We start from the raw sequence: 24,336 nt of genomic DNA on the forward strand, positions 1-24,336 counted from the left end.
GGCGTCCACCCTGAAGATCCTGTTCGCGGACACCGTGCTGCCCAAGTTCGACCGCGAGACGGTGCACAAGGTGGCGCCCGAGGAGATCCAGGGGACCGGCGCGAGGGCTACGGCAGGGTGAGGATCTCCGCGCCGTCCGCCGTGACGACCAGGGTGTGCTCGAACTGGGCGGTGCGCTTGCGGTCCTTGGTGACGACGGTCCAGCCGTCCGGCCAGATCTCGTAGTCGTAGGTGCCCAGGGTGAGCATCGGCTCGATGGTGAAGGTCATCCCCGGCTTGATCACCTCGGTGGCCCGCTCGCTGTCGTAGTGCGGGACGATCAGGCCGGAGTGGAACGACGTGTTGATGCCGTGCCCGGTGAAGTCCCGCACCACGCCGTAGTCGAAGCGCTTGGCGTAGGACTCGATGACGCGTCCGATGACGTTGATCCGGCGGCCGGGCTTGACCGCCTTGATCGCCCGGTCGAGCGACTCCCGGGTCCGCTCGACCAGCAGCCGGGACTCCTCGTCCACGTCGCCGACCAGGTAGGTGGCGTTGAGGTCGCCGTGCACCCCGTGGATGTACGCGGTGGCGTCGATGTTGACGATGTCACCGTCCTGGAGGACGGTCGAGTCCGGGATGCCGTGGCAGATGACCTCGTTGATCGAGGTGCAGACCGACTTGGGGAAGCCCCGGTAGCCGAGGTCGGACGGGTAGGCGCCGTGGTCGCACATGTACTCGTGGGCGACCGCGTCCAGCGCGTCCGTGGTGACGCCGGGCGCGATCAGCTTGGCCGCCTCGGCCATCGCCCGGGCGGCGATCCCACCGGCGATCCGCATCTTCTCGACCGTCTCGGCGGTCTGCACCTCGGGCCCGGTGTACGCCGCCGGGGCGGGCCTGCCGACGTACTCGGGGCGCGCGATGTGCGGGGGGACCTTGCGGGTGGGGGACTGGATGCCGGGTACGAGTGCCATGGCGGCGAGTCTAGTTGGCGGCGCCCGCGCGCCGTGGCCGGGCACCGTGACCGGGCCCGAGTGTGCGGACGGTGCCGGGGCGGGGAATGATCGGGGCGACGCGACGCCGTACCGGGAGCGCGAGCCGCGACCGCCGACACGGAGGTGACCACACCATGCCCCTGGGATTCCGCCGCAACAAGCCGACCGGCCGGCCCGGCGAGTGGTTCTACTGCATCAAGCACGGCAAGGTCGAGGAGGGGCCGGAGTGCCCGGCGAAGGACCGCCTCGGCCCGTACGCCACCCGGGAGGAGGCGGCGCACGCGCTGGAGACCGCCGAGCTGCGCAACCGGGAGTGGACCAACGACCCGCGCTGGCGCGACAAGCCCGAGGACGCGCCCGGGGAGTAGCGGGTCAGGACGCGCCGGCGTCCGCCCGCTCCGCCGCCGCCCGCTCCGCCGCCTCCCGCTCCGCGGCCTCGCGCTCGTGCGCGGCGCGGACGGCGGCGGCGTTCGGGTCGGTGCGGTCGTCGTAGGAGAGCAGCCGCGGCAGTGCGGTGGCCAGCGCCAGCACGCCCACCACACAGGCGACGCCGCCGATCCACACCGAGGACCGCACCCCGACCAGCCCCGCCATGCCGCCCGCCCGGACCTGGCCGAGCTGCGGGCCCACCGAGTAGCTCAGCAGTTCCACCCCGGCCATCCGGCCGCGCACCTCGTCCGGGATCGACTGGTTCCACAGGGTGGAGCGGGCGACGCCGCTGATCTGGTCGGCGGCCCCGGCCAGGGCCAGGCAGAACAGCACCAGCCAGACCGAGCCGGCCAGGCCCGCCAGCGCGATGGCGGCGCCCCAGCCGAGCGCGGCGGCCAGCAGCAGCCGGCCGTGCCGGTGGATCCGGGAGGTCCAGCCGCTGGTGACCGAGACGAGCAGGGCGCCGACCGCCGAGGCCGAGTACATCGGGCCGAGCGCCCAGTCGGCGTGCAGCTCGGCGGCCAGGAACGGGAAGATCGCCACCGGGAAGGCGAACAGCATCGCGCACAGGTCGATCGCGTAGGTGCCCAGCAGGTCCTTGCGGCTCCACGCGTACCGGATCCCGGTGAGCACCGCCCGTACCGACGGCTTCTCGGCGTCGGTCGGCGGCGGGACGGCGCGGATCCGGGCGAGCAGCAGCAGCGAGGCGCCGAAGGTCACGACGTCCAGCGCGTACGCGGTCTGCACCCCGGCGAAGGTCACCACGACGCCCGCGAGCGCCGGGCCGGCCACCGAACCGACGTTGCGGTAGAGCGAGTTGAGGGCGAAGGCGGCGGCCAGCTGGTCGTGCCGGACCACCCTCGGGGTGAGCGCGTCCAACGAGGGACGCTGCAGGCCGTCGGCGGCGGCGACCAGCGCGGCCACCAGGTAGACCGGCCACAGCACGGGCGTCGGCAGCAGCGCGTTGACCAGCAGCAGCGCGCTGAGCAGGCCGAGCCCGGCCTCGGCGAACAGCACCAGGCGGCGGCGGTCCAGGGCGTCGGCGAGGGCGCCGCCCCAGAGGCCGAAGACGATCAGCGGGACCAGCTCGAAGGCGCCGACCAGGCCGACCGCGAAGGAGGAGCCGGTCAGCTCCTTGATCTGCAGCGGCACGGCGACGTAGGTGAGGAAGCTGCCGAAGCTGGTGACGCATCCGGAGAGCCAGAGCAGGCGGAAGTCCCGGGAGGAGCGCCAGGGGGAGAGGTCGGGGGTGACTGCGCGCAGCAGCGAGCTCGCCCGACCGGTCGGGGGTGGGTCGGCGTCGTTCACGAGCGACCATCCTGCGGGGGTTCCCGGCCGGGCCGCAACGGATTTTCCCGCCCGCCGCGGCGCCGCGCCCGCTGCTGCCGCGCCCGCTGCTGCCGCGCCCGCCGCTCCCCGGTCCCCGCTACCAGCGGCTGACCGTCGGCCCCGCCGCGAGCCGTCCGGCCAGCGCCACCAGCCGGTCGAGCGCGAGGCGCCGCGCGGGCCGTTCCCCGGCGGCGGCGCTGACCAGGTGCTGCGCCAGGTCGAACGGCTCCTCCTCGGCCGTGCCGACGGCGAGCCGCCGGTGCGCCAGGCCGGCCAGGTCGGCCAGTGCGGCGAGGCCGGCCGGGTCGGTCTGGTCGGTCGGCTCGGGCGCCCCCGCCGGGCCGGCCCGCCGGCCGGTCCCGGCGCCGTCCAGCGCCAGCACCGTCGCGCCGTGCCGGCGGGCGTCGTGCACCCGCTCCAGCAGCGTCCCGCCGGCCGGCGCCGGGGCCACCACCAGGACGGTCGCCCCGCGCCCGGCCTCGGTCAGCCGGCGCAGGCCGTGCGCCAGGTGGGCCGGCGCCTGCGGCGGGACCCGGTGCCGCAACAGGGTCGGGGCCAGCCGGGGGACGTCCGACCAGGCGGCCTCGTCCTGCAGATGCGCGGCCAGGTGCCAGGGCTCGTACGCCTCGGTGCCGACCAGCAGCAGCCCGTCCGCGCCGCGCCGGGAGACCGCCCGCCGCAGCTCACCGGCGAAGCCGCCGACGGCCTCCAGCCAGCCGGTCCCGGACAGCCGCTCCCGTAGTGCCGAAACTCTCACCGCGTCCATGGCGGACAGGATGACGCGGGGGGCCCGGGGTTTGGCAGGATCGGGCCATGACTTCCCTCGATTCAGCGACAAACCCGGCCCACGAGCTGCCGGACGTCTCGCAGTTCGTCGTCGGCGTGCTCGGCGGCACCGGCGACCAGGGGCGGGGGCTGGCCCTGCGGCTGGCCAAGGCCGGCCAGCAGGTGATCATCGGCTCGCGCGACGCGGACCGCGCGAAGGCCTCGGCGGACGCGATCGGCCACGGCGTGCGCGGCGCCGACAACGCCGCCACCGCCCGGGAGAGCGACATCGTGATCGTCGCGGTGCCGTGGGACGGCCACGCCGCCACGCTCACCGCGCTCCGCGAGGAGCTGGTCGGCAAGATCGTGGTGGACTGCGTCAACCCGCTCGGCTTCGACAAGCAGGGCGCCTTCGCGCTCGTCCCGGAGGAGGGCAGCGCCGCCCAGCAGGCCGCCGCCCTGCTGCCGGACTCCCGGGTGACCGCCGCCTTCCACCACCTGTCGGCGGTGCTGCTCCAGGACGAGTCGATCGAGCGGATCGACACCGATGTGATGGTGCTCGGCGAGGAGCGGGCCGCCACCGACATCGTGCAGGCGCTGGCCGGGCGGATCCCGGGCATGCGCGGCATCTTCGCGGGCCGGCTGCGCAACGCGCACCAGGTGGAGTCGCTGGTGGCCAACCTCATCTCGGTCAACCGCCGCTACAAGGCCCACGCGGGCCTGCGGATCACCGACGTCTGATCACCGGCGCCTGATCACCGGCGCCTGATCACCGGCTCGCCGACCTCACCCCTGGACCCGCTCCGGAGGTGAGGTCGGCGACAATGGGGGCCGTCCGTCCACCGGCCCCAGGAGTCTGCCGCCATGCCCCGCACGTCCGTCCTCGCCCTGATCGTCGCCGTTCTCGCCCTGGCCGCCGCCGTGGTCTCGGTGGTGCAGGGCTGGTGGCTCGGCCTGATCTGGCTCCCGATGGCGGGCATCGCCAGCAACGTGCTCTGGATGAACCTGCGCCGCGAGAAGCTGGCCCGGGCGGCCGCCGAACAGGCCTGAGCCCGCCGTCCGGCCCCGGGCCCCCGGCCCCGGGTCAGTCCTTCCAGAACGTGAACAGCTCGTGGCCCACCTGCGGGTAGGCGCGGTCGACGCCCAGCAGGTCCATCACGCCGTACACGGCCTCGAAGAACCAGTGGTTCACCTCCGGCTGCCAGAGCAGCGCGAAGACGGCCAGCATGCCGTACGGCGCGAACGGCTCGATCGCCCGCCGGGTCTTGTGCGACAGCCAGGGCTCGACGATCCCGTAGCCGTCCAGGCCGGGCACCGGCAGCAGGTTGAGCAGGGTCGCGCTCAGCTGCAGCATGCCGAGGAATCCCAGCGCCAGCGCGAACGGCGAGACGTTCAGCTCGTAGCCGTTCCAGACCGCGTGCACCTCGGGATCGTCCAGCCAGCCCGCGCCGACCGGGATCAGCAGCAGCACGGCGGCGAGCAGGTTCACCAGCGGTCCGGCCGCCGAGATCAGGCTGTGCTTGAGCCGCCCCTGCACCCGGTGCCGCTCGATCCAGACCGCGCCACCGGGCAGGCCGATGCCGCCGAGCAGCACGAAGACGATCGGCAGCACGAAGCTGAGCAGCGCGTTGGCGTACTTGAACGGGTTGAGGGTCAGGTAGCCCTTGGCTCCGACGCTGATGTCGCCGCCGTGCAGCGCGGTCCGCGCGTGCGCGTACTCGTGCAGGCAGAGCGAGACCATCCAGCCCGCCACCACGAACAGGAAGATCCCGAACCGGGCGTTGCCGTACCCCTGGTGGACCGCCACGGCGGAGGTGACGAAGATCGCGAGCAGCGCCCAGAACACCGGACTGATCCGGCGGTCCTCGCTGCGGGAGCGCTGCGTGGCGGCGAAGGTCATGGTGTGGGTGCTCCGGTGGTCGGGGTCGCATGAGGACTGGGCAGAGGCCGATCATGCCGGGCGGGCCCGCGTCGGACAAGCCGCCCCGGATGAACGTACGGAACCGGGTACCGGTTCCGGGGAGGGCCCGACCCGGCGAGCGGGCGGCAGAGCCGAGCCTCGGGGAGGACCGGACAAATGTGCGTGGCCGGCCGTGCCGATCCACCAGAATGGTTCGGTGCACTACGGCATCCTCGGCACCACCACGGCCCACCACGACGACGGCACCCCGGTCCCGCTCGGCGGCGCCCGGCTGCGTGCCCTGCTGGCCGCGCTGGCCCTGCGGCAGGGCCGCCCGGTGCCGGCCGACCTGCTGGTCGACGAGGTGTGGGACGCCGAGCCGCCGCAGGACTCCTCGGCGGCGCTGCAGACGCTGGTCGGCCGGCTGCGCCGCACCATCGGCCGTGACCGGGTGGGCTCCGGCCCCGCCGGGTACTGGCTGACCGACCCGGTGACCGATCTCGCCGAGTTCCAGCGGCTGGCCGCCGAGGGCCGCCGGGAGCTGGAGCGCGGCGACCACGCCGGCGCCGCCGAGCGGCTGCGGGCCGCGCTCGCGCTGTGGCGCGGCCCGGCGCTCGCGGACCTGCCGGACCGCAGCGGCCCGGCCACCCGGCTGGAGGCGCAGCGCGAGGAGGTCCGCCGGCACCGGATCACCGCCGAGCTCGGCCTCGGCCGGGCCGCCGACCTGGTGGCCGAGCTCGCCGAGCTGTGCGAGGGGCAGCCGCTGGACGAGCCGCTGCAGTACCTGATGGTGCGGGCGCTGCACGAGAGCGGCCGGACGGCGGAGGCGCTGCGCCACTACGAGCGCACCCGGCGGGCCCTGGCGGACGAGCTGGGCGTCGACCCGGGCCGTGCGCTCCAGACTCTCTACGCCGAGCTGCTGACCCCCGCCGAGGCCCCCGTCCCCACCCCGGCCCCCGCCGCGCCGGTGCCCCCCACCGCGGCGCCGCCGGCCCGCGCCGCCGCCGGCAATCTGCGCGGCCGGCTCACCAGCTTCGTCGGCCGCGAGAGCGACCTCGCCACCCTGCGCTCGATGCTGGCCACCAGCCGGCTGGTCACCCTGACCGGCCCCGGCGGCTCCGGCAAGACCCGGCTGTCGGTCGAGGCCGGCCGTCTGGAGCAGGGCGCCGGGCACTGGCCGGACGGCGTCTGGCTGGCCGAGCTGGCCCCGGTGGAGCGCCCGGACGCGGTGCCCGGCGCGGTGGTCTCGGCGCTCGGCCTGCGCGAGACCGTGCTGCACACCGGCGGCAGCATGGTCGCCGAGGTGATCGAGGCCCGCACCGACGATCCGGTGCGCCGGCTGATCGAGTACTGCGGGCGGCGCCGGATGCTGCTCGTCCTGGACAACTGCGAGCACCTCGTCCAGTCCGCCGCCGACCTCGCCGACAGCCTGCTCACCGAGTGCCCCGGCCTGACCGTCCTGGCCACCAGCCGCGAGCCGCTGGGCGTACCGGGGGAGACCGTGCTGCCGGTGGAGCCGCTGCCCGACCCGGTGGCGCTGCGGCTGCTGGCCGAGCGGGCCGCTGCCGCCCGCCCCGGCTTCGACCCGCGGAGCGACCCGGAGGCCTGCGCCGAGATCTGCCGCCGGCTGGACGGCCTGCCGCTCGCCATCGAACTGGCCGCCGCCCGGCTGCGGGTGATGACGGCCCGCCAGATCGCCGACCGGCTGGACGGCCGGTTCGCCCTGCTCACCGCCGGCAGCCGCACCCTGCTGCCGCGCCAGCAGACGCTGCGCGCGGTCGTCGACTGGAGCTGGGATCTGCTCGGCAAGCAGGAGCGCGCGGTGCTGCGCCGGCTGGCGGTGTTCGCCGGCGGCTGGACGATGGAGGAGGCCGAGGCGGTCTGCTCGGACGCCGCCGAGGTGTCCGGCGCGGAGGTCGCCGACCTGCTGCTCTCGCTGGTCGACAAGTCCCTGCTGGTCGCCGATCTGGACGGGGACGGCCCGCCGCGCTACCGGATGCTGGAGACCATCCACGAGTACGCGGTCGAACGGCTGGCCGAGGCGGGGGAGACGTCGGCGAGCGAGGGCCGGCACGTCGAGTACTTCCGCGAGCTGGTCCGCACCGCCGAACTGAACGTCCACGGCCCGGCGCAGCTGCACTGGCTGGCGGTGCTGGAGCGGGAGCACGACAACATCCGGGCCGCGCTGCGCCGTGCCGTCGACCGCCGGGACGAGGGCGAGGCGCTGGTGCTGGCGCTGGGCATGAGCTGGTACTGGTCGCTGCGCGGCTTCAGCCAGGAGGCCCGCCGCTCGTACGAGGCGGTGCTGGCGATCGGCCCGGACCCGTTCGGCCCGGACGCCCTGCGGGTGCCGCTGGAGCGGCATGTGCTGGAGTACCCGACGCCGATGCCGCCGGAGGCGGTCGCCGAGGCCCGCCGGGCGCTCGTCATCTACCGGCTGATCAGCATGTTCGAGGGAAACCTGGACGTACTGGCCGATCCGGAGGCGGTCGCCACCGCCCGGAAGATCGCCGACGCCTACACCCCGGACCTGCCGCAGGCCTACCGCTTCCCCGGGCTGATGCGGGTCTTCGGCGCCTTCCTGGTCGGCCAGCTGGACACCATGAAGGACCTGCTGGACGACGCGGTGGAGGGCTGCCGGCGCGACGGCAACCTCACCGACCTGGCGTTCATCCTGCAGATCCGGGCCAAGATGATGAACGACTGGCCGGACGGCGCGGCGCAGAGCACCGTGGACGGCGAGGAGTCGCTGGAGCTGTACCGCCGCACCGGCGACCTGTGGGGGATGTCCCAGGCGCTGTCCGCGCGCGGCGAGTCGCTGGCCAACCAGGGCCGCTCGGAGGAGGCCGTCGAGGCGTACCGGCGGGCGATCGAGCTGGCCGAGGAGCTGGGCGCCCCGCAGGAGGTGCCGATGCTCCGGGTGCACCTGGGCTCGGCGATGCTGGACGCGGACCTGGACGCGGGGGAGCGCCGGATCCGCGAGGCGATGGAGGGGATCCGGCCGGGCGAGAACCAGGCGACCAACGGCGCGCTGCTCTTCGGGCACCTGATGCTCTGCGGCATCCAGGCCCAGCGCGGCGACTACGGGGCGGCGCTGGCCGAGCTGGACGCGCTGCGCTGGACGCGGGTCGGCGCGTTCGCCCCGGACGTGGTCGGCGGGATGCTGACCGTCACCCGGGGCTGGATCACCGCCCGTGGCGGCGACCCCGATCGCGGTCTCGAACTCGTCCACGAGGGGCGGGAGTTGCTGTACGCGGTGCCGTCCACCGCGAGCGGTTTCGTCGAGCAGCTGTCGGTGATGCTGCTGCCGCCGGTGGTCGGGGTGCTGGAGGTCTTCGCCCGGCGTGACGGGGATCTGGACAAGGCCCGCCGGGCCGCCGTGCTGTTCGGCGCGCACGCCGGGATGAACGGGCCGCGCGGCGGCTACCTCGACCGGGTGGAGCGCGAGCGGGCCGAGGAGAGCCTGCGCGACCTGCTCGGTGACGCGGTGTTCGACGCGGCCTTCGCCGAGGGGCGCGGACTGTCCGTGCTGGAGACCAGCACGCTGCTCGACCGGCTGGTCGGCTGACCCGGAGGCGCCGGACCCCGGGGTGCTCCCCTCGCGCACCCCGGGGTCCGGCCGTCCGGTCACCGCTCAGGTCCGCTTGCGGAACCGGGCGACGGCGAGCGGCGCGAAGACCGCGGTGATGGCGGCCGACCAGGCCAGGACGACGAAGGTCGGGTGCGCCACCGCGCCGTGGCCGTTCATCAGCGCCCGGCAGGCGTCGGCCAGCGCGGACAGCGGGTTGACCTTGGTGAAGGCCTGCAGCCAGCCCGGCATGGTGTCGGTCGGGGCGAAGATCGAACTGCCGAACTGCATCGGCATCAGCACCAGCATGGCGACTCCCTGGACGGCCTGGGCGCTGCGCAGGGCCATGCCCAGCAGCATCGAGATCCACACGATCGACATGCCGAACACCAGCGACAGGCCGACCGCCCCCAGCGCGTTCAGCACGCCGCCGTTCAGTTCGAAGCCGAGGATCAGCGAGAACACGATCAGGATGGTGAAGGACAGCAGGGCGCGGCAGGTCTCCGCGGCGATCTTGGACAGCAGGACCGAGGAGCGGCCGATCGGCAGGGTGCGGAAGCGGTCCATCACGCCGGTCTGGAAGTCGCTGTTGAGGCCGGTGCCGACGGCCATCGCCAGGGTGAGCCCGGTCTGCCCGAGCAGGCCGGGGATCATGTACTGCTTGTAGGCGTCCTGGCCGCCGGAGATGGCGCCGCCGAAGACGTAGACGAACAGCACCGTGAAGATGATCGGCATCAGGACGGCGTCGAACATCGACTCCGGGTCGGCCTTGATCCGCATCAGGTTGCGGCGGGTCAGCGCGCCGACGTGCCGCAGGTGGCCGGCCAGGCCGATCCCGGTGTCCTCGGCCCGGGCGGGGGCGAGCGTGGCGGTGGTCATGCGACGGGCTCCTTGGCGAGGCTGGGGACGTCGTCCGCGGGCGCCGGACGGTCCGCGGGCTTGCCGGTGATGGCGAGGAAGACCTCGTCGAGGCTGGGCAGCTTGGTGTCGATGCCGGCGACCGCGAAGCCGCGGGTGCCGAGCACGCCGATCACGGCGGTCAGCTGCTCGTCGGCGGTGATCGGCACCGAGAGCAGGCCGGTGTCGGCGGAGAAGGTGGCGGTCAGGCCGGTGTCCCGCAGGCAGCGGGCCATCTCGGGCAGCTCGGCCGGGTGCGCCGGGCGGACCTGCAGGGTCCGGCCGCCGACCTGGGCCTTGAGCTCGGCTATGCCGCCGGCCGCGATGACCCGGCCGCGGTCGATCACGGTCAGCTCGCCCGCGAGCTGCTCGGCCTCCTCCATGTACTGGGTGGTGAGCAGCACGGTGGAGCCCTCGGCGACCATCCGCTGGACCTCGTCCCAGACCTCGTTGCGGGTGCGCGGGTCGAGGCCGGTGGTGGGCTCGTCCAGGTAGAGCACCCTGGGCCGGCCGATCATCGAGGCGGCCAGGTCGAGGCGGCGGCGCATGCCGCCGGAGTAGGTCTTGGCGGGCCGCTTGGCGGCCTCGGTGAGCGAGAACCGCTCCAGCAGCTCGGTGGCGCGGGCCTTGGCGTCCCGGCGGGAGAGGTCGAGCAGTCGGCCGATGAGGTAGAGGTTCTCGTAGCCGGAGAGCAGCTCGTCGACCGAGGCGTACTGGCCGGTGAGGCCGATGGTGCGGCGCAGCTGCTTGGGCTGGCGCAGCACGTCGTAGCCGCCGACGAAGGCGGTGCCGGCGTCGGGCTTGATCAGTGTGGACAGGACGCGGACCAGGGTGGTCTTGCCGGCGCCGTTGGGGCCGAGCACACCGAGGACGGTGCCCTCGCGCACGGTGAGGTCGACGCCGTCGAGCGCCTTGGTGGTGCCGAAGTGCTTGACGATGCCGTGCACCTCGACGGCGTTCCCCGCGGCGGGCCCCCGGTCGTTCGGGGCGGTGGAGATTCGTGTCATGCCCCAAGACTGTCCGCCCCGGCTGTCAGCCCGCTGTCAGGGGGCGGGCCGGTGCGGGGGCGGGCCGGCCGGGCGCTGTCGGCCCGCTGTCACGCCGCTGTCACCGGGGCCCGGCCCGGCCGTGGCCGGGCACCGGTGACGGTCCGCGTCAGTGGAAGGTGTGCTCCGGCGCGGGGAAGGCGCCGCCGCGCACGTCCTCGGCGAACGCGCGGGCGGCGTCGCCGAGGACGGCCCGCAGGTCGGCGTACTGCTTGACGAACTTGGGCACCCGGCCCGCCGTCATCCCGGCGAAGTCCGTCCAGACCAGCACCTGGGCGTCGCAGTCCGCTCCGGCGCCGATGCCGACGGTGGGAACGGCGAGCTGCTCGGTGACCTGGCGGGCCAGCTCGGCGGGCACCGCCTCCAGCACGACCGCGAAGGCGCCGGCCTGCTGCACCGCCTTGGCGTCGCGCAGCAGCTGGTGGGCGGCCTCGTCGCCGCGGCCCTGGACGGGGTAGCCGCCGAGCGCGTGCACGGACTGCGGGGTGAGGCCGATGTGGGCCATCACCGGGACGCCGGCCTCGACCAGCAGCTCGATCGAGCGGGCGCTGCGCTCGCCACCCTCCAGCTTGACCGCGCCGACCCCGGCCTCCTTCATCAGCCGGGCCGCGTTGCGCATGGCCTGGGCCGGGGACTCCTGGTACGAGCCGAACGGCAGGTCGGCGACGATCATGGCGCGCTGGGTGCCCCGGACGACGGCGGCGGCGAGCATCACCATCTGATCCATGGTCACCGGCACGGTGGTCTCGTAGCCGAGGTGGCAGTTGCCGGCGGAGTCGCCGACCAGCAGGACGGGGGTGCCGGCCTCGTCGAAGACGCCGGCGGTGAGGGCGTCGTAGGCGGTCAGCATCGACCACTTCTCGCCGCGCTGCTTGGCGGCGGCGAGGTCGCGGACGGTGACGCGGCGGTTGGTGACCCCACCGTAGAGGGTGGCGGTCGACGCCTGGTTCTGGGCAGGCGAGGGCGAAGAAGCGTTCATCGAACAGGCTCCTGAAGGGTTGTCGTCTCGTGGCGCCGTGCGGCGTCCCCGGATCACCTCCATGCTTGCACGGCCCGGCGCGGGCGCAAAAGGGGCGGGGGCCACTCCGCTTCCGCGGTCCGTCGCCGGGGGTCGGCGGGTCTTTGCCATGGTTTTACGATACGGATTCGTCTCGTATCGAAAATGTCGTTACGCTGGCCGGGGGGGTTTACGAGACGATCGCGGATCGAAATGCCCGCCCGTGCCACGCCGTACCACGACGGGAAGAATCCATGACCACCGCCGCCGCGCCACCCCGTGTGCCGGAAGCCATCCACCGCCGCCGCTGGGCGATCCTGGGCACCCTGGTGCTCGCCCTGCTCGTCGTCGTGCTCGACAACTCGATCCTCAACGTCGCGATGAAGACCATCGCGTCCCCGGCGCCCACCGGCATCGGCGCCAGCCAGAGCGACCTGGAATGGTCGATCAACTCCTACACGCTGGTCTTCGCCGGGCTGCTGTTCACCTCCGGCCTGCTCGGCGACCGGTTCGGCCGCAAGCGGGCCCTGCTGGCCGGCATGGTCGTCTTCGGCGTCGCCTCGCTGCTCTCCGCGCTCGCCGCCACACCCGGCGAGCTGATCGGCTACCGCGCGCTGATGGGCGTCGGCGGCGCGCTGGCGATGCCGGCCACGCTCGCCATCATCATGAACGTCTTCGAACGCTCCGAGCAGCCCAAGGCGATCGGCATCTGGGCCGGCGCCGTCGGCCTGGCCATCGCGATCGGCCCGATCACCGGCGGCCTGCTGATCGAGCACTTCTGGTGGGGCTCGGTCTTCCTGGTCAACGTGCCGATCGTGATCGTGGCGCTGATCGCGATGGCGGTGCTGGTCCCCGAGTCCAAGGACCCGAACCCGGGCCGGATGGACCCGGTCGGCGTGCTGCTGTCGATCATCGGCCTGGTGGCGCTGATCTACGGCATCATCAAGGGCGGCGAGCTGGCCGACTTCACCGCCGTCGAGGCCTGGGGCCCGGTCCTGCTCGGCCTGGCGGCGCTGACCGCGTTCGTGCTCTTCGAGCGCCGCACCACGCACCCCGCGCTGGACGTCGACTGGTTCCGCAACAAGGTGTTCAGTGCCTCGGTGGTGGTGGTCGGCGTGGTCTTCTTCGCGCTGATGGGCGTCTCCTTCTTCGGCGTCTTCTACATCCAGAGCGTGCGCGGCTACAGCGCGCTGGAGGCCGGTGTGCTGATGCTGCCGCTGGCCGCCGCCCAGCTGGTGTTCGCCCCGCGCGCCCGGCTGGTGGTCGACCGCTTCGGCATCCGCGCCACCTGCGCCGTCGGCATGCTGTTCATCGCGGCCGGCTTCCTCGGCTACCTGCTGCTGGGCGCCACCACCCCGATCTGGGTGCTGGTCGTGCTCGGCCTGCTGATGGGCACCGGCATGGCGCACGTGATGCCGCCGATCACCGTCGCGATCATGGGCTCGCTGCCCCGGGAGAAGGCGGGCGCCGGCTCGGCGGTCAACAACACCTTCCGCCAGGTCGGCGGCTCGCTCGGGGTCGCGGTGCTCGGCGCGGTGCTCTCCACCGTCTACCGGGACGGGGTCTCCGACGAGCTCGCCCGGCTGCCCGGCCCGGAGCTGCGGGAGAAGGCCGGCGAGTCGCTGGAGGCCACCCTGGCCGTCGCCGCCCGGCTCGGTGACCGGGGCAAGGAGCTGATCGGCCCGGCCAACGACTCCTTCATCCACGCCATGCACGTGGTGGCCGGGCTCTCCGCCGGGATCACCCTGGCCGGCGCGCTGCTGGCCTGGTTCCTGCTGCCCGGCAAGGCCCCGGCCGGCGGGCCCGCCGGCCCGTCCGGCGAGGCGGGGACGGCCCGCCCGGACCCGGCGGTCCGCAAGACCGCCGCCGCGGACGCCTGACCCGTGTCCGCGCCCGGCCCGCGTACGCCCGGCCCGCGTACGCCCGGGCCACGTACGCCCGACCAGCGGCCCGGCTGAGCGAGAATGGGGCCCTGTCGCCGGGAACCCGCCGGTGACAGGGCCCACGAGCGCGTGCGACCCCCGCCCTTCCGCCGGGTCGGGGCCCCACCACCGGGAGATGTGAGATGAAGACCGAGCCGACGGCCGCGCCGACCTGCACCGGCCCGCGCCGGGGCAGGCCCCGCAGCGAGGCCGCCGAGCAGGCGATCTTCGCCGCCGTCGAGGAGCAGATGACGGCCGGCACCAGCCTGTCCGAGCTGACCATCGAGGGCATCGCCACCGCCGCCGGCGTGGGCAAGGCCACCATCTACCGGCGCTGGCCCAACAAGGAGGCGCTGCTGGTCGACATGGTCAGCAGGATGGAGGAGCCGCTGCCCGCCACCACCGGCTCGATCCGCGGCGACCTGGTCGCGATGATCGAGTACATGCGGCTGCGGGGGCTCGCCAAGCGCTCCCGCTGGGTGCTCAAGGCGGCGCTCGGCCAGATGCACGGCTGGCCCGAGCTGCACGCCGCCTACCGCGAACGGGTGGTCGTGCCGCGCCGGGAGGCCGCCCGGGACGTCATCCGCCGCGGCGTCACCGAGGGCGAGCTGCGCGCCGACCTCGACGAGGAACTCCTCTCCGACCTGCTGATCGGCCCGATCCTGGCCCGCAGCATCCTGTGGGACGACTCCGACCTGGACGACCCGGAGCTGGCCGAGCGGATGGTCGACGCGCTGCTCCAGGGCCTGGCCGGCCCGGCCCTGCGCCGGCCCGTGCCCGCCTGACCGCCCGCGACCGCCCCTTCCCCGGGCAGTGGCCTGGCTCACCAACCGGGCCACGCCGGAACCCCGGGCTCCCGATCGGACGTCTGTCCCGGCATAGGCTGAGCCGGGAAATCCGACCAAACCCGCACCAGTCCGGCACGCCCGCCGCCGCCCGGCGAACGGCCCGCCCGGACCGGCCGCGGACGGACGGGCGGCGCGAACGACGGGAGCCACGGCATGGCGCAGGCGTACAGGGCGGACCGGGTGTCCACGGCGGAGGCCGGCGACCCGGAACCCGGCCGGCGCCCCGCGGCCGGATTCCTCGGGCTGCGGCACTGGGGCCGTGACGCCCGCGGCGCCACCACCTGGCGGCGCGGCCTGCTGCTCGCCCTGCTGGCCCTGCTCACCGGCGCCCTGATGGCCTTCCACGCCGAGGTGCCGAACAGCACCGGCAACCTCGGCAGCCTGCTGGAGACCTTCCTGCCCTGGGTGGGCCTGGCGATTCCGCTGCTGCTCGTCCCCGCCCTGCTGCGCCGCTCCGCCACCGCGCTGGTGGCGCTGCTGGTGCCGACGGTGATCTGGGCCGACATGTTCGGCGGCGCGCTCAGCGACAAGAGCGGCGGCACCGGCGACTTCACGGTGGTCAGCCACAACGTGGCCGCCCTCAACGCCGACCCGCAGGGCACCGTCCGGATGCTGGAGGACTCCGGCGCGCAGATCGTCGCGCTCCAGGAGCTGGCCGGCCGGCCGCTGCGCACCTACGAGACCGAGCTGGCCGACAGCTACCCGCACCACGCGGTGGAGGGCACCGTCGGGCTCTGGTCCAAGTACCCGATCAGCGACGTCCGGGTGGTCGACATCAGGATGGGCTGGACCAGGGCGTTCCGCGCCCAGGTCAGCACCCCGCAGGGCCCGGTCGCGGTGTACGTCGCGCACCTGCCGTCGGTCCGGCTCAAGGCCGAGGGCGGCTTCACCGTCAACCAGCGGGACGTCAGCGCCCAGCTGCTCGGCGACGCCATCGAGGCCGAGTCCCTGCAGAAGGTGCTGCTGCTCGGCGACCTCAACGGCACCATGAACGACCGCAGCCTGGCGCCGGTCACCTCGCAGATGCGCTCCGCCCAGGGCGCGGCCGGGGACGGCTTCGGCTTCAGCTGGCCGGCGTCCTTCCCGATGGCCCGAATCGACCAGATCATGAGCAAGGGCGGGCTGGAGCCCACCGACTCGCGGACCCTGGAGCGGGACGGCAGCGACCACCTCGCGGTGGCCGCCACCTACCGCTATTGACCCCGCTCAGCCCCGGCGCCACCGGTTGGTGATCGGCAGCCGGCGGTCCCGGCCGAAGCCCTTGACCGAGATCTTCGGGCCCGGCGGGTACTGCCGCCGCTTGTACTCGGCGGTGTCCACCAGCCGCACCACCCGGTCCACCACGGCCGGGTCGAAGCCCGCCGCCACGATCGCGTCCCGGCCGTGGTCGCCCTCGACGTACAGGTCGAGGACGGTGTCCAGCAGGTCGTAGTCGGGCAGCGAGTCGGTGTCCTTCTGGTCCGGCCGCAGCTCGGCGGACGGCGGCTTGGAGATGGTGTTCTCCGGGATCGGCGGCACCTCGCCGAGCCGCTCGGCCTCCTCGTTGCGCCAGCGGGCCAGCCGGAAGATCAGCGACTTGTAGACGTCCTTGATCGGGCCGAAGGCGCCGACCGAGTCGCCGTAGAGGGTGGAGTAACCGACCGCCAGCTCGCTCTTGTTGCCGGGCGCGAGCACGATGTGCCCCTCCTGGTTGGAGATGGCCATCAGCAGGGTGCCGCGCAGCCGGGACTGCAGGTTCTCCTCGGCCAGGCCGGTCAGCTCGGTGGCCGCCAGGTAGGCGTCGAACATCGGGGCGATCGACACGGTGCGGAAGTTCAGCCCGGTGCGGCGGGCCAGTTCGGCCGCGTCGTCCCGGGAGTGCTGCGAGGAGTAGCGGCTCGGCATCGAGACGCAGTACACGTTCTCGGCACCGATCGCGTCCACCGCGAGGGCGGCCACCACGGCCGAGTCGATGCCGCCGGAGAGGCCGATCAGCACCGAGCGGAAGCCGTTCTTGCGGACGTAGGCCCGGGTGCCGGAGACCAGCGCGGACCAGATCTCCGCCTCGTCGCTGATCCGCGGCGCGACCCCGGCGGACACCGGCTCGGCCGGCGCCCCGGCCGGCTCGCCGCCCAGCTCGGCACGGACCAGGTGCAGGCCGTCGGCGAGCAGCAGCCCGTCGGTGTGGTCGCTGCTCGCGGCCGGCAGGTCGAGGTCCAGCACCAGCAGGTGCTCCTCGAACTGCGGCGAGCGGGCCAGCACCTCGCCGTCCGCGGCGACCACGATCGAGTCGCCGTCGAAGACCAGCTCGTCCTGGCCGCCGACCATGTTCACGTACGCCAGCGCGCAGCCCGCCTCGGCGGCCCGGCGGCGGACCAGCTCCAGCCGGACGTCGTCCTTGTTGCGCTCGAACGGCGAGCCGTTGATCACCAGCAGCAGGCCGGCCCCGGCCTCGCGGGCGGCGGTCACCCGGCCGCCGTCCTGCCAGATGTCCTCGCAGATCGCCAGCGCGACGTCCACCCCGTGCAGCCGCACCACCGGCAGCTGGTCGCCGGGGACGAACCAGCGGTACTCGTCGAACACGCCGTAGTTCGGCAGGTGGTGCTTGGCGAACCGGGTGGCCACCTTGCCCCGGAACAGCACGGCGGCGCAGTTCTGCGGCGAGCCGGCCGGCCGGCCGAAGCGCGGCGAGGCCTGCTCGGAGCGGCCGAGGTAGCCCACCACGACGGGCACCTCGCCGAGCCCCTCCCCGGCGAGCCGCCCGGCCAGCTCGACCAGCCCGGCCCGTGACGCCTCGACGAAGGAGCGGCGCAGCGCGAGGTCCTCGACCGGGTAGCCGGTCAGGGCCATCTCGGGGAACGCGACCAGCTGGGCACCGGCCTCGACGGCCTGCTTGGTCCAGTGCACCACCTCATCGCTGTTGCGTGCGATGTCACCGACCCACGGGTCGGTCTGGCAGAGGGCGAGACGGAGATTGGGCATGCCACCGAGTCTAATCGTCGATCTGACGCAATGTCTCGGCCGGGGTCACCGCTGCCCGCGGGGCCGGTGATCCGCCATGATGGGGGAGAGCCGCCTCCGGGCGGTCTCCGGGCGTAACACGAACGTAAAGAGCAGAGGTGAGACTGTCCCCATGGGCAAGCAGCAGGAGTTCGTGCTTCGGACGCTCGAAGAGCGTGACATCCGGTTCGTCCGGCTCTGGTTCACCGATGTCCTGGGGTTCCTGAAGTCGGTCGCGGTGGCGCCGGCCGAGCTGGAGCAGGCCTTCGAGGAGGGCATCGGCTTCGACGGCTCGGCGATCGAGGGCTTCGCCCGGGTCTACGAGTCCGACATGATCGCCAAGCCGGACCCGACCACCTTCCAGATCCTGCCGTGGCGCTCGGAGACCCCGGGTACCGCCCGGATGTTCTGCGACATCCTGATGCCGGACGGCTCGCCCTCCTACGCCGACCCGCGGTTCGTGCTGAAGCGCACCCTGGAGAAGGCCTCCGCCCAGGGCTTCACCTTCTACACCCACCCCGAGATCGAGTTCTTCCTGCTGAAGAACCTGCCCGGCGACGGCACCCCGCCGATCCCCGCCGACCAGTCCGGCTACTTCGACCACACCCCGCGCGGGGTGGGCCACGACTTCCGCCGCCAGGCGATCACCATGCTGGAGTCGATGGGCATCTCGGTGGAGTTCTCCCACCACGAGGGCGCCCCCGGCCAGCAGGAGATCGACCTGCGGTACGCCGACGCGCTCTCCACCGCCGACAACATCATGACCTTCCGGCTGGTGATGAAGGAGGTCGCGCTGGAGCAGGGCGTCTACGCCAGCTTCATGCCCAAGCCGTTCTCCGACCACCCCGGCTCGGGCATGCACACCCACCTCTCGCTGTTCGAGGGCGACCGCAACGCCTTCCACGAGTCCGGCGCCGAGTACCAGCTCTCCAAGGTCGGCCGCTCCTTCATCGCCGGCCTGCTGCGGCACGCCGCCGAGACCGCCGCCGTCACCAACCAGTGGGTGAACTCCTACAAGCGGATCTGGGGCGGCTCCCAGCGCACCGCCGGCGCCGGCGGCGAGGCCCCGTCCTACATCTGCTGGGGCCACAACAACCGCTCCGCGCTGATCCGCGTCCCGATGTACAAGCCGGGCAAGCAGGGCTCCACCCGGGTCGAGGTCCGCTCCCTCGACACCGGCTGCAACCCCTACCTCGCCTACGCCGTCACCCTGGCCGCCGGCCTCAAGGGCATTGAGGAGGGCTACGAGCTCCCGCCCGGCGCCGACGACGACGTCTGGGCCCTCACCGACGCCGAGCGCCGCGCCCTGGGCATCCAGCCGATGCCGCAGAACCTCGGCGAGGCGATCGACCTCATGCAGCGCAGCGAACTCGTCGCCGAGACCCTCGGCGAGCACGTCTTCGACTTCTTCCTGCGCAACAAGAAGCAGGAGTGGGAGGAGTACCGCTCCGAGGTCACGCCCTTCGAGCTGCGGAAGAACCTCCAGGTGCTGTAGCCGCAGGTCAGGGCCGATTCCAGCCTGAGCTAGGGCCCCGGGTCGGCGGTGTTCAGCCGCCGACCCGGGGCCACCCCGACCGGTGCGGTCACGGACGGACTGCGGTGGTGGATCAGGCTGTGGAGTTGTCGATCGTACGTTTGCGCAGCTCAGGCAGCCCCAAAAAGGGCTGTCAGTTCACCAGTCTTGCCATGCGAGGCGTGTTGAACATGTCTCTTGCGATGTCGAGAAGCCGACGCTCCGTCAAGTCCTTTGCTTGGTCGGATCGGAGATCCCGACCGCGCATCACTGGATTCGGCGCTTCGGCCCTGTCAGAACACGGCGCGTCTGGATGGCTGCGTTCCGACTTCGCTACGGTCCAGTTGTCCCTGATCGTCCAAGTGCCGCAACGTCGTCCAGGGGAGAGCGCGATGGCCAACGAGAGGCTTCCAGGGCCGATCCGCGCCAGTAAGTTGACGATGGAGCAGATCGCCGAACGGCTAGGCACGAGCCCGCGGACGGTGGAGCGGTGGGTGGAGGCCAAGGACGGGCGCCGACCCCACCGGCGCTTCCAGTACGCGCTCGCCAACCTGCTGTAGCGGGACCTGTCAGAGCTATGGTCGGACGAGCAGACCAGCAGCGCGACGGCCGAGGCCGGCCGGGCGGAATTGGTGAAGCTCTACCCCCACCGGGCCGTCGTCCCGAAGGAGCTGTGGACGTCGCTCTATGCGAAGGCCACGCGCCACTTCGACCTGGTGGTCTACGCGGGCTTCTGGCTCTCCGAGGACCCACTGTTCTTCCGGCTCATCCGGGAGAAGGCTCAGGCCGACGTGCGTGCGGCTCATGTTGGGCGATCCCGACAGTCCCGGGGTGGCCCAGCGAGGCGAAGACGAGGGTACAACTCGCTCTACCGCGCCGACGACGACCTGCTCGTCAACGGGCATGTCTACGGGGTCGGTGCTTACCTGGCCCCGGTGTTGCACCTCTCGCAGGTTCCCGGCGGAGAGCTGTTCAGTACGTACGCGGCGAGCATCGAACGCATCTGGGAGGGTTCCCGGACCCTCACCTCGCCCCAGCTCGAAAATGAGGCCGCAGTATGAGCCGGATCGACTACTTCCATGACCCGGCCGCCCCGCTGGCGAACTCCGTCGTACCGTCCGTCACCGCGGTGGTGACGGACGGGGCGGGACGACTGCTGCTGATCCACAAGACCGACAACGACCTCTGGGCGCTCCCCGGCGGCGGGCACGACATCGGGGAATCCGTCGCGGACACGGTGGTCCGCGAGGTGCGCGGGGAGACGGGAATCGAGGTCGAGGTCGATTCCGTCGTGGGCCTGTACACGGACCCGGGACACGTCATGGCGTACGACGACGGGGAGGTCCGGCAGCAGTTCTCCATCTGCTTCAGGGCCCGGCCTGTCAGCGGCGAACTGCGGACGAGTTCGGAGTCGAAAGAGGTCCGCTGGGTGAACCCGGCGGACCTCGACGACCTGGACATCCACCCGTCCATGCGGCTCCGGATCACGCACGGCTTGGATGCCACCCGGGTGCAGCCGCACATCGGTTAGGCCGTGGCGCGAGCCTGAATCAGCCGGCTGTCGATCCGGCGTGCGGCCGCGTCGATCTCCGGCTCGGCCCGCCCGATGAACCGGCCGACGATGCTGTCGGGCCCGTACCGGCCCACGATCTCCGCGATCCGGTCGGGCGTCGTTGTCGGCGTGCGGTCCGGGGTCGTCGTCATGTCGCGTAGATCAGCGCGTCCACCAGGTGCGGCTCCTCCAGCGGGAACTCCGCCTCCAGCTCTTGCCGCAGGCCGCGCTCCTCCGCTTCGAGCAGCGCGCACGAGTGGTGGGCGACCAGCCGCACGACGCGCTCGTCGACGTTCTCCGCGCGCAGGAACCGCGCGCCGTCGAGCGGGTGGAACCCGGTGTCAACGATCCGCGGCGAGTACCCGACGTCGTGGAGGACCGCGGCGGCCTCCAGCAGCTCGGCGTCCGGGCCGAGGATGCCGGCGAGGGTGCGCGCCTTGTTGGCCACCCCCTTCGAGTGGGACCAGCGCCGGGGAAGGTCGGTGGACAGGAGGGACTCGGCAAGCTCGTAGGCCCACACGGTTGTATCTGCTCCTCAGTGATCGTGGTCAGGAGCGATCGGCGGGAAGCGCTCGGACACGCCGGCCCTTCCTATGGCGCACTTCGAGAACGCCGGCGCCCTCCAACTGCGCGAGGGCTCGTCGGACGGTTCCCCGCGCGGCGCCGGTCGTCTCGGTGAGTTCCTTCTCCGAGGGGAAGTCGGCTCCGACATTGAGCGTGAGCACCAGTGCGGTGAGCTGGTCGAGCACCGGGGGCTTGCGCTCGGCACCCACAACGACCCACCCAGCTCCGGGGCGCGATGTGATGAGGCCCTTCGCTGCAAGGGAATCCAGGGCGCGACGAATCGTTGTCCGGCCAACGCCGTGGGTCTCCATCAGCTGAGCTTCGGAAGGAAGCGACGTCACCGTGGAGTTCCCGCTGATTTCGGTCTCGATCGCGTCGGCGATCCGCAGGTAGGTACCGCGCGGGCTCCGCTCCGGCACTAGCCGCTCCCTTCTCTAGGCAGATACCTAGCCAGGATGAACGATCGCAGGGGTCAGTTGCCAGCGGCCAGGATGGAACTCACAGATGGCAGCTGTCCAAGCCGTGGATAGAACCCACTGCGGGTTTCGAGTTTCCCTACCAGTTCAAAGGGCGCGTCAGCGCCCGGCTCAGCCGCACGCCGCTGCCCTGCCTTCGCCCCCGCTCCGGCGGCGGCCGGCCGCGCAGAGCGGCCAGGCGTCAGGGAGCCTGGGGTCAGAACCTGCGGTGGTTGGGGCAGGCGGCTCTGCGGTTTTACCTATCTCTCCGGACCGGGGCCCGCGTCGAGCAAGACCGAGGGCCACTCGGCCAAATCGTCGGCAAGCCCAAAGAGCCCTGACCGAGCCGCAACAGCTCACGGCCCCCGATCATGCTCTACCTCAGATTGGACAGGACACTGGCCAAAACCACTCCACTGTCCAACGTCAGGTCTTGGCGACAGCTCGCTAAAGAGTTCAAACCCTACGAACGACCCTCCGGTATGAATATTTCCCTCGAATGGTCGAGGAAAAGAATCTTCCATGACTTCTTGCAGACATGAGTCCACGATAGATGCCCTCGGGAACCTCAAAGTATTCGTATAGATCCCCGCCTAGAAATTCTATTCTCAGCAGTTCAGTCGATTCGTCGTACCCTACGGCTCGCAAGTTGCTCGATCGCACAGGCTCCAGCTGCATTAGTAGCTCCGGTATCAGCGGGCGAGGCCGCGGACGTGGTGAATGATTTCCTTGAGTACGGTTGGTCCAGCCCCCTGGGCCGTGCGTGAAGTCTCGTAGTATGTAAAGGAATTCTTTCCGCTATACCCCAGGCCTGACATTACCAGCTCGCTCAGTCGGTGGCCCCACTCTGGCCAGTGGTGCTCAATGCAGTCTTCGAGTCGGTCAGCAAAGGATGCATGATTAAAGGTTGCGCGCGTCGAAGGCCACTCTTCTGCCGGATGCCCGAGGTACCTGAGGAGTTTCATATTCTCGCCGGCCGCCTTCCGTGCATCGCGTAGGGCTTCAACAGTATTGCCGTTCTTTTGAATCTTCCTTTCCTCGACCCCGGAGTCTCCGTCGAAAACGACGTAACATGGAATCCCAAGCAGGCTCAGAATTGCATGACTGAGTATAATTCCGACTTTCCCATTTGCGTCAGAAACATGAATTCCGCCAACCGTGAGCGGCCCGTCTTCCCGCTCGGCGAAGCCTTCAAGAACGGACTTGTCGGTCGTTCCTTCGACGAGCACAACGGCAGAAGCAAACATCGCTTCGGACAGTTTGTTCAGGCAGGCATTTTCCAGCTGTCGGCCAATCTTTTCTCCGTCCAAATAGCCGTCAAGATGCTCCACCACATTGTCGACCGTGACGTGAGAAACGGAAACCTTATAATTGTTGCCCGAGGATTTCTCGCGGCTGATGCGTCGAATTTCGTGAAACTTGCGAGGCTCGACAAAGATGGGGTTGTGCGTCGCGTAGGCTACCTGGGTCTTTTGAAGAGGGTCCTCAGCGATCCGCCGAAGGACCGTTGCAAAGGCGCGCGCTTGAACTGGGTGCTGGTACAGTTCCGGCTCTTCAATGGCCAGGCATAGCGCGCCCATGCGGCCACCTGCACTGCGGCGGTCAGAGAGCAGTTTGAGCGCAGAGATGATCATTGCGCGCTGAAATCCATGACCTTGATTGGAGAGAGTTGTTTCCACGTCGCCGTCGAGGATACCCACTAGAAATGTCGGCCTCGATGGCTTAATTCGATACTCTGCGGCAGAGACCCGAACTCCTCTGCCCGACGAGAACACTCCAACTGCCTCGGAGATCTCGTGTGAAATCTGTTCGAGCTGAGGGCCGAAGAGACGGTCTGAAATCTCTGTCCGCTGAAGGTTGGACCTGACCTCGAGTTCTTCGAATTCGGCATTAGCGGCGCGACGGTCTACTGCCCGCTCAATGATGCGCCCGAAGATCGACCCGCGAGTGTCGGTGGATTCCTCCAGCGCCCTAAGGTCGGCGCTGACTAGAATATACTCGAACAAGCCATGAAGCTTTCCTTGACCTGCAAATCCAAAGAAGGAGGTAACCTCTTCTACAGACTCTACGAGCTGGTGGCGATTTTCCCTCTCCCAGGTCACGAGAGCGGCATTAAGGGCCTTCTCGCTGCCAACAGAAGGGAGCCCTAGCGATGGTTCCTCCTCGCGCAGTCTATTGTAGGCGCGCCGCTTCTCCATTGCCCCGAGCTCGGAGCGGATCTTCTGAAATGGCGGATAGGCGAGCGCTTTCCCCGTAATCTTGTCTTCCCCATTCTCCCATGATCTCCAGAGAATTAGATTATCGACACCTTCTGGCGCGTAGCTACCGAGTTCGCCACGGTCTTCGGGCGTAAGGGAGTTGAACTCTACCTCGACGATGATCTTTTCCGAGGTGCCACTCTCGCATATGTCGGAGTCAGTTAGCGCTACCGACTTCTCGCCATTAAAGAACCAATCCAGCGCGCGGAGAACGGTCGACTTTCCTACGCCATTAGGTCCAATGATTGATGTGACCTCGTCGAACCTGACCTCGGCGTCGACGAGGCAGCGGAAGTTCTGGATCCGCGCGCGCTTCATCTGCATGGCTCATGATGGCGTA

At 71.1% G+C, this 24,336-nt stretch carries 22 protein-coding genes and 1 pseudogene; 11 read left to right on the plus strand and 12 right to left on the minus strand.

Features of this window, described 5'->3' with window-relative positions; all coding sequences use genetic code 11:
• Positions 1 to 107: 107 nt before the first annotated feature.
• A complete protein-coding gene (gene map, locus ABTX81_RS38040; RefSeq protein WP_350555241.1) occupies positions 108 to 953 on the minus strand; it encodes a type I methionyl aminopeptidase in 846 nt (281 codons plus the stop codon).
• Between the two features lie 155 nt (positions 954 to 1,108).
• On the opposite strand from map, the gene ABTX81_RS38045 reads away from it, so the two are divergent.
• Positions 1,109 to 1,342, plus strand: coding sequence for a hypothetical protein (locus ABTX81_RS38045; protein WP_350555243.1), 234 nt, complete (start codon positions 1,109 to 1,111; stop codon positions 1,340 to 1,342).
• 4 nt (positions 1,343 to 1,346) lie between these two features.
• On the opposite strand, the gene ABTX81_RS38050 is transcribed toward ABTX81_RS38045, so the two are convergent.
• Positions 1,347 to 2,711: an MFS transporter gene (locus ABTX81_RS38050; RefSeq protein WP_350555245.1), complete on the minus strand. Its 1,365-nt coding sequence runs from the start codon at positions 2,709 to 2,711 to the stop codon at positions 1,347 to 1,349.
• 118 nt (positions 2,712 to 2,829) lie between these two features.
• Positions 2,830 to 3,498 carry a hypothetical protein gene (locus tag ABTX81_RS38055; protein ID WP_350555247.1) on the minus strand — a complete coding sequence of 223 codons (669 nt, stop codon included), beginning with the start codon at positions 3,496 to 3,498 and terminating at the stop codon, positions 2,830 to 2,832.
• Positions 3,499 to 3,545: 47 nt separating this feature from the next.
• Here ABTX81_RS38055 and npdG point away from each other — a divergent pair, with 47 nt between their 5' ends.
• Both npdG and ABTX81_RS38065 read left to right on the plus strand, forming a co-directional pair.
• Entirely contained in the window at positions 3,546 to 4,238 is a 693-nt protein-coding gene (gene npdG / locus ABTX81_RS38060) for an NADPH-dependent F420 reductase (RefSeq protein ID WP_350555249.1), read from the plus strand.
• Positions 4,239 to 4,361: 123 nt separating this feature from the next.
• Entirely contained in the window at positions 4,362 to 4,547 is a 186-nt protein-coding gene (locus ABTX81_RS38065) for a hypothetical protein (protein ID WP_350555251.1), read from the plus strand.
• 34 nt (positions 4,548 to 4,581) lie between these two features.
• Here the strand turns inward: ABTX81_RS38065 and ABTX81_RS38070 are convergent, their stop codons facing one another.
• Positions 4,582 to 5,397 (minus strand): site-2 protease family protein, encoded by an 816-nt coding sequence (locus ABTX81_RS38070; RefSeq protein WP_350555253.1) that lies wholly within the window; start codon positions 5,395 to 5,397, stop codon positions 4,582 to 4,584.
• A 217-nt stretch (positions 5,398 to 5,614) separates the two neighbouring features.
• Here ABTX81_RS38070 and ABTX81_RS38075 point away from each other — a divergent pair, with 217 nt between their 5' ends.
• Positions 5,615 to 8,965, plus strand: a complete 3,351-nt coding sequence (locus tag ABTX81_RS38075; protein WP_350555254.1) for an ATP-binding protein — start codon at positions 5,615 to 5,617, stop codon at positions 8,963 to 8,965.
• A 66-nt stretch (positions 8,966 to 9,031) separates the two neighbouring features.
• Here ABTX81_RS38075 and ABTX81_RS38080 read toward each other — a convergent pair whose 3' ends face one another.
• The 3 genes from ABTX81_RS38080 to panB form a co-directional block, all read right to left on the minus strand.
• Positions 9,032 to 9,844: an ABC transporter permease gene (locus tag ABTX81_RS38080; protein WP_350555256.1), complete on the minus strand. Its 813-nt coding sequence runs from the start codon at positions 9,842 to 9,844 to the stop codon at positions 9,032 to 9,034.
• Positions 9,841 to 10,869, minus strand: coding sequence for an ATP-binding cassette domain-containing protein (locus ABTX81_RS38085; RefSeq protein ID WP_350555258.1), 1,029 nt, complete (start codon positions 10,867 to 10,869; stop codon positions 9,841 to 9,843). The genes ABTX81_RS38080 and ABTX81_RS38085 overlap by 4 nt, the downstream gene beginning before the upstream one ends.
• Before the next feature lie 148 nt (positions 10,870 to 11,017).
• Positions 11,018 to 11,887, minus strand: coding sequence for a 3-methyl-2-oxobutanoate hydroxymethyltransferase (panB, locus tag ABTX81_RS38090; RefSeq protein ID WP_350555260.1), 870 nt, complete (start codon positions 11,885 to 11,887; stop codon positions 11,018 to 11,020).
• Positions 11,888 to 12,159: 272 nt separating this feature from the next.
• Between panB and ABTX81_RS38095 the strand changes: the two genes are divergently transcribed.
• The 3 genes from ABTX81_RS38095 (at position 12,160) to ABTX81_RS38105 (ending at position 15,875) form a co-directional block, all read left to right on the plus strand.
• On the plus strand, positions 12,160 to 13,785 hold the full coding sequence (locus tag ABTX81_RS38095) for an MFS transporter (protein WP_350555262.1): 1,626 nt from the start codon (positions 12,160 to 12,162) through the stop codon (positions 13,783 to 13,785).
• Between the two features lie 185 nt (positions 13,786 to 13,970).
• Complete coding sequence (locus ABTX81_RS38100; protein WP_350555265.1) at positions 13,971 to 14,612, plus strand: TetR/AcrR family transcriptional regulator; 642 nt, start codon at positions 13,971 to 13,973, stop codon at positions 14,610 to 14,612.
• 216 nt (positions 14,613 to 14,828) lie between these two features.
• Complete coding sequence (locus tag ABTX81_RS38105; protein WP_350555267.1) at positions 14,829 to 15,875, plus strand: endonuclease/exonuclease/phosphatase family protein; 1,047 nt, start codon at positions 14,829 to 14,831, stop codon at positions 15,873 to 15,875.
• A gap of 6 nt (positions 15,876 to 15,881) precedes the next feature.
• Here ABTX81_RS38105 and ABTX81_RS38110 read toward each other — a convergent pair whose 3' ends face one another.
• The gene (locus ABTX81_RS38110) at positions 15,882 to 17,636 is read right to left on the minus strand and encodes an NAD+ synthase (protein ID WP_350555269.1); all 1,755 of its coding nucleotides are present in this window, start codon (positions 17,634 to 17,636) and stop codon (positions 15,882 to 15,884) included.
• 151 nt (positions 17,637 to 17,787) lie between these two features.
• Between ABTX81_RS38110 and glnA2 the strand changes: the two genes are divergently transcribed.
• From glnA2 to ABTX81_RS38130, 4 genes are all read left to right on the plus strand, one after another.
• Positions 17,788 to 19,149 (plus strand): gamma-glutamylpolyamine synthetase GlnA2, encoded by a 1,362-nt coding sequence (gene glnA2 / locus ABTX81_RS38115; protein ID WP_350555271.1) that lies wholly within the window; start codon positions 17,788 to 17,790, stop codon positions 19,147 to 19,149.
• Positions 19,150 to 19,607: 458 nt separating this feature from the next.
• On the plus strand, positions 19,608 to 19,727 hold the full coding sequence (locus ABTX81_RS38120; protein WP_350555273.1) for a helix-turn-helix domain-containing protein: 120 nt from the start codon (positions 19,608 to 19,610) through the stop codon (positions 19,725 to 19,727).
• 72 nt (positions 19,728 to 19,799) lie between these two features.
• Positions 19,800 to 20,228: a hypothetical protein gene (locus tag ABTX81_RS38125; RefSeq protein ID WP_350555275.1), complete on the plus strand. Its 429-nt coding sequence runs from the start codon at positions 19,800 to 19,802 to the stop codon at positions 20,226 to 20,228.
• Positions 20,225 to 20,698, plus strand: a complete 474-nt coding sequence (locus ABTX81_RS38130) for an NUDIX domain-containing protein (RefSeq protein WP_350555277.1) — start codon at positions 20,225 to 20,227, stop codon at positions 20,696 to 20,698. Before ABTX81_RS38125 ends, ABTX81_RS38130 begins: the two co-directional genes overlap by 4 nt.
• Here ABTX81_RS38130 and ABTX81_RS38135 read toward each other — a convergent pair.
• From ABTX81_RS38135 to ABTX81_RS38150, 4 genes and pseudogenes are all read right to left on the minus strand, one after another.
• Positions 20,695 to 21,239 (minus strand): annotated as a pseudogene (locus ABTX81_RS38135) (HD domain-containing protein). The gene ABTX81_RS38130 and the pseudogene ABTX81_RS38135 overlap by 4 nt on opposite strands.
• A gap of 28 nt (positions 21,240 to 21,267) precedes the next feature.
• Entirely contained in the window at positions 21,268 to 21,702 is a 435-nt protein-coding gene (locus ABTX81_RS38140; RefSeq protein WP_350555279.1) for a GntR family transcriptional regulator, read from the minus strand.
• Between the two features lie 492 nt (positions 21,703 to 22,194).
• The gene (locus tag ABTX81_RS38145; protein WP_350555281.1) at positions 22,195 to 22,416 is read right to left on the minus strand and encodes a KTSC domain-containing protein; all 222 of its coding nucleotides are present in this window, start codon (positions 22,414 to 22,416) and stop codon (positions 22,195 to 22,197) included.
• 14 nt (positions 22,417 to 22,430) lie between these two features.
• On the minus strand, positions 22,431 to 24,320 hold the full coding sequence (locus tag ABTX81_RS38150; protein ID WP_350555283.1) for an ATP-dependent nuclease: 1,890 nt from the start codon (positions 24,318 to 24,320) through the stop codon (positions 22,431 to 22,433).
• Between the last annotated feature and the right edge of the window lie 16 nt (positions 24,321 to 24,336).

The organism is Kitasatospora sp. NPDC097605, assembly GCF_040302725.1.
Taxonomy (GTDB): domain Bacteria; phylum Actinomycetota; class Actinomycetes; order Streptomycetales; family Streptomycetaceae; genus Kitasatospora.

Bases quoted from the DNA above. Each gene is read 5' to 3' on its own strand.
- map (WP_350555241.1), bottom strand. From the start codon at position 953: ATGGCACTCGTACCCGGCATCCAGTCCCCCACCCGCAAGGTCCCCCCG.
- ABTX81_RS38045 (WP_350555243.1), top strand. From the start codon at position 1,109: ATGCCCCTGGGATTCCGCCGCAACAAGCCGACCGGCCGGCCCGGCGAG.
- ABTX81_RS38055 (WP_350555247.1), bottom strand. From the start codon at position 3,498: ATGGACGCGGTGAGAGTTTCGGCACTACGGGAGCGGCTGTCCGGGACC.
- npdG (WP_350555249.1), top strand. From the start codon at position 3,546: ATGACTTCCCTCGATTCAGCGACAAACCCGGCCCACGAGCTGCCGGAC.
- ABTX81_RS38065 (WP_350555251.1), top strand. From the start codon at position 4,362: ATGCCCCGCACGTCCGTCCTCGCCCTGATCGTCGCCGTTCTCGCCCTG.
- ABTX81_RS38070 (WP_350555253.1), bottom strand. From the start codon at position 5,397: ATGACCTTCGCCGCCACGCAGCGCTCCCGCAGCGAGGACCGCCGGATC.
- ABTX81_RS38080 (WP_350555256.1), bottom strand. From the start codon at position 9,844: ATGACCACCGCCACGCTCGCCCCCGCCCGGGCCGAGGACACCGGGATC.
- ABTX81_RS38085 (WP_350555258.1), bottom strand. From the start codon at position 10,869: ATGACACGAATCTCCACCGCCCCGAACGACCGGGGGCCCGCCGCGGGG.
- panB (WP_350555260.1), bottom strand. From the start codon at position 11,887: ATGAACGCTTCTTCGCCCTCGCCTGCCCAGAACCAGGCGTCGACCGCC.
- ABTX81_RS38095 (WP_350555262.1), top strand. From the start codon at position 12,160: ATGACCACCGCCGCCGCGCCACCCCGTGTGCCGGAAGCCATCCACCGC.
- ABTX81_RS38100 (WP_350555265.1), top strand. From the start codon at position 13,971: ATGAAGACCGAGCCGACGGCCGCGCCGACCTGCACCGGCCCGCGCCGG.
- ABTX81_RS38105 (WP_350555267.1), top strand. From the start codon at position 14,829: ATGGCGCAGGCGTACAGGGCGGACCGGGTGTCCACGGCGGAGGCCGGC.
- ABTX81_RS38110 (WP_350555269.1), bottom strand. From the start codon at position 17,636: ATGCCCAATCTCCGTCTCGCCCTCTGCCAGACCGACCCGTGGGTCGGT.
- glnA2 (WP_350555271.1), top strand. From the start codon at position 17,788: ATGGGCAAGCAGCAGGAGTTCGTGCTTCGGACGCTCGAAGAGCGTGAC.
- ABTX81_RS38120 (WP_350555273.1), top strand. From the start codon at position 19,608: ATGGAGCAGATCGCCGAACGGCTAGGCACGAGCCCGCGGACGGTGGAG.
- ABTX81_RS38130 (WP_350555277.1), top strand. From the start codon at position 20,225: ATGAGCCGGATCGACTACTTCCATGACCCGGCCGCCCCGCTGGCGAAC.
- ABTX81_RS38145 (WP_350555281.1), bottom strand. From the start codon at position 22,416: ATGCAGCTGGAGCCTGTGCGATCGAGCAACTTGCGAGCCGTAGGGTAC.
- ABTX81_RS38150 (WP_350555283.1), bottom strand. From the start codon at position 24,320: ATGCAGATGAAGCGCGCGCGGATCCAGAACTTCCGCTGCCTCGTCGAC.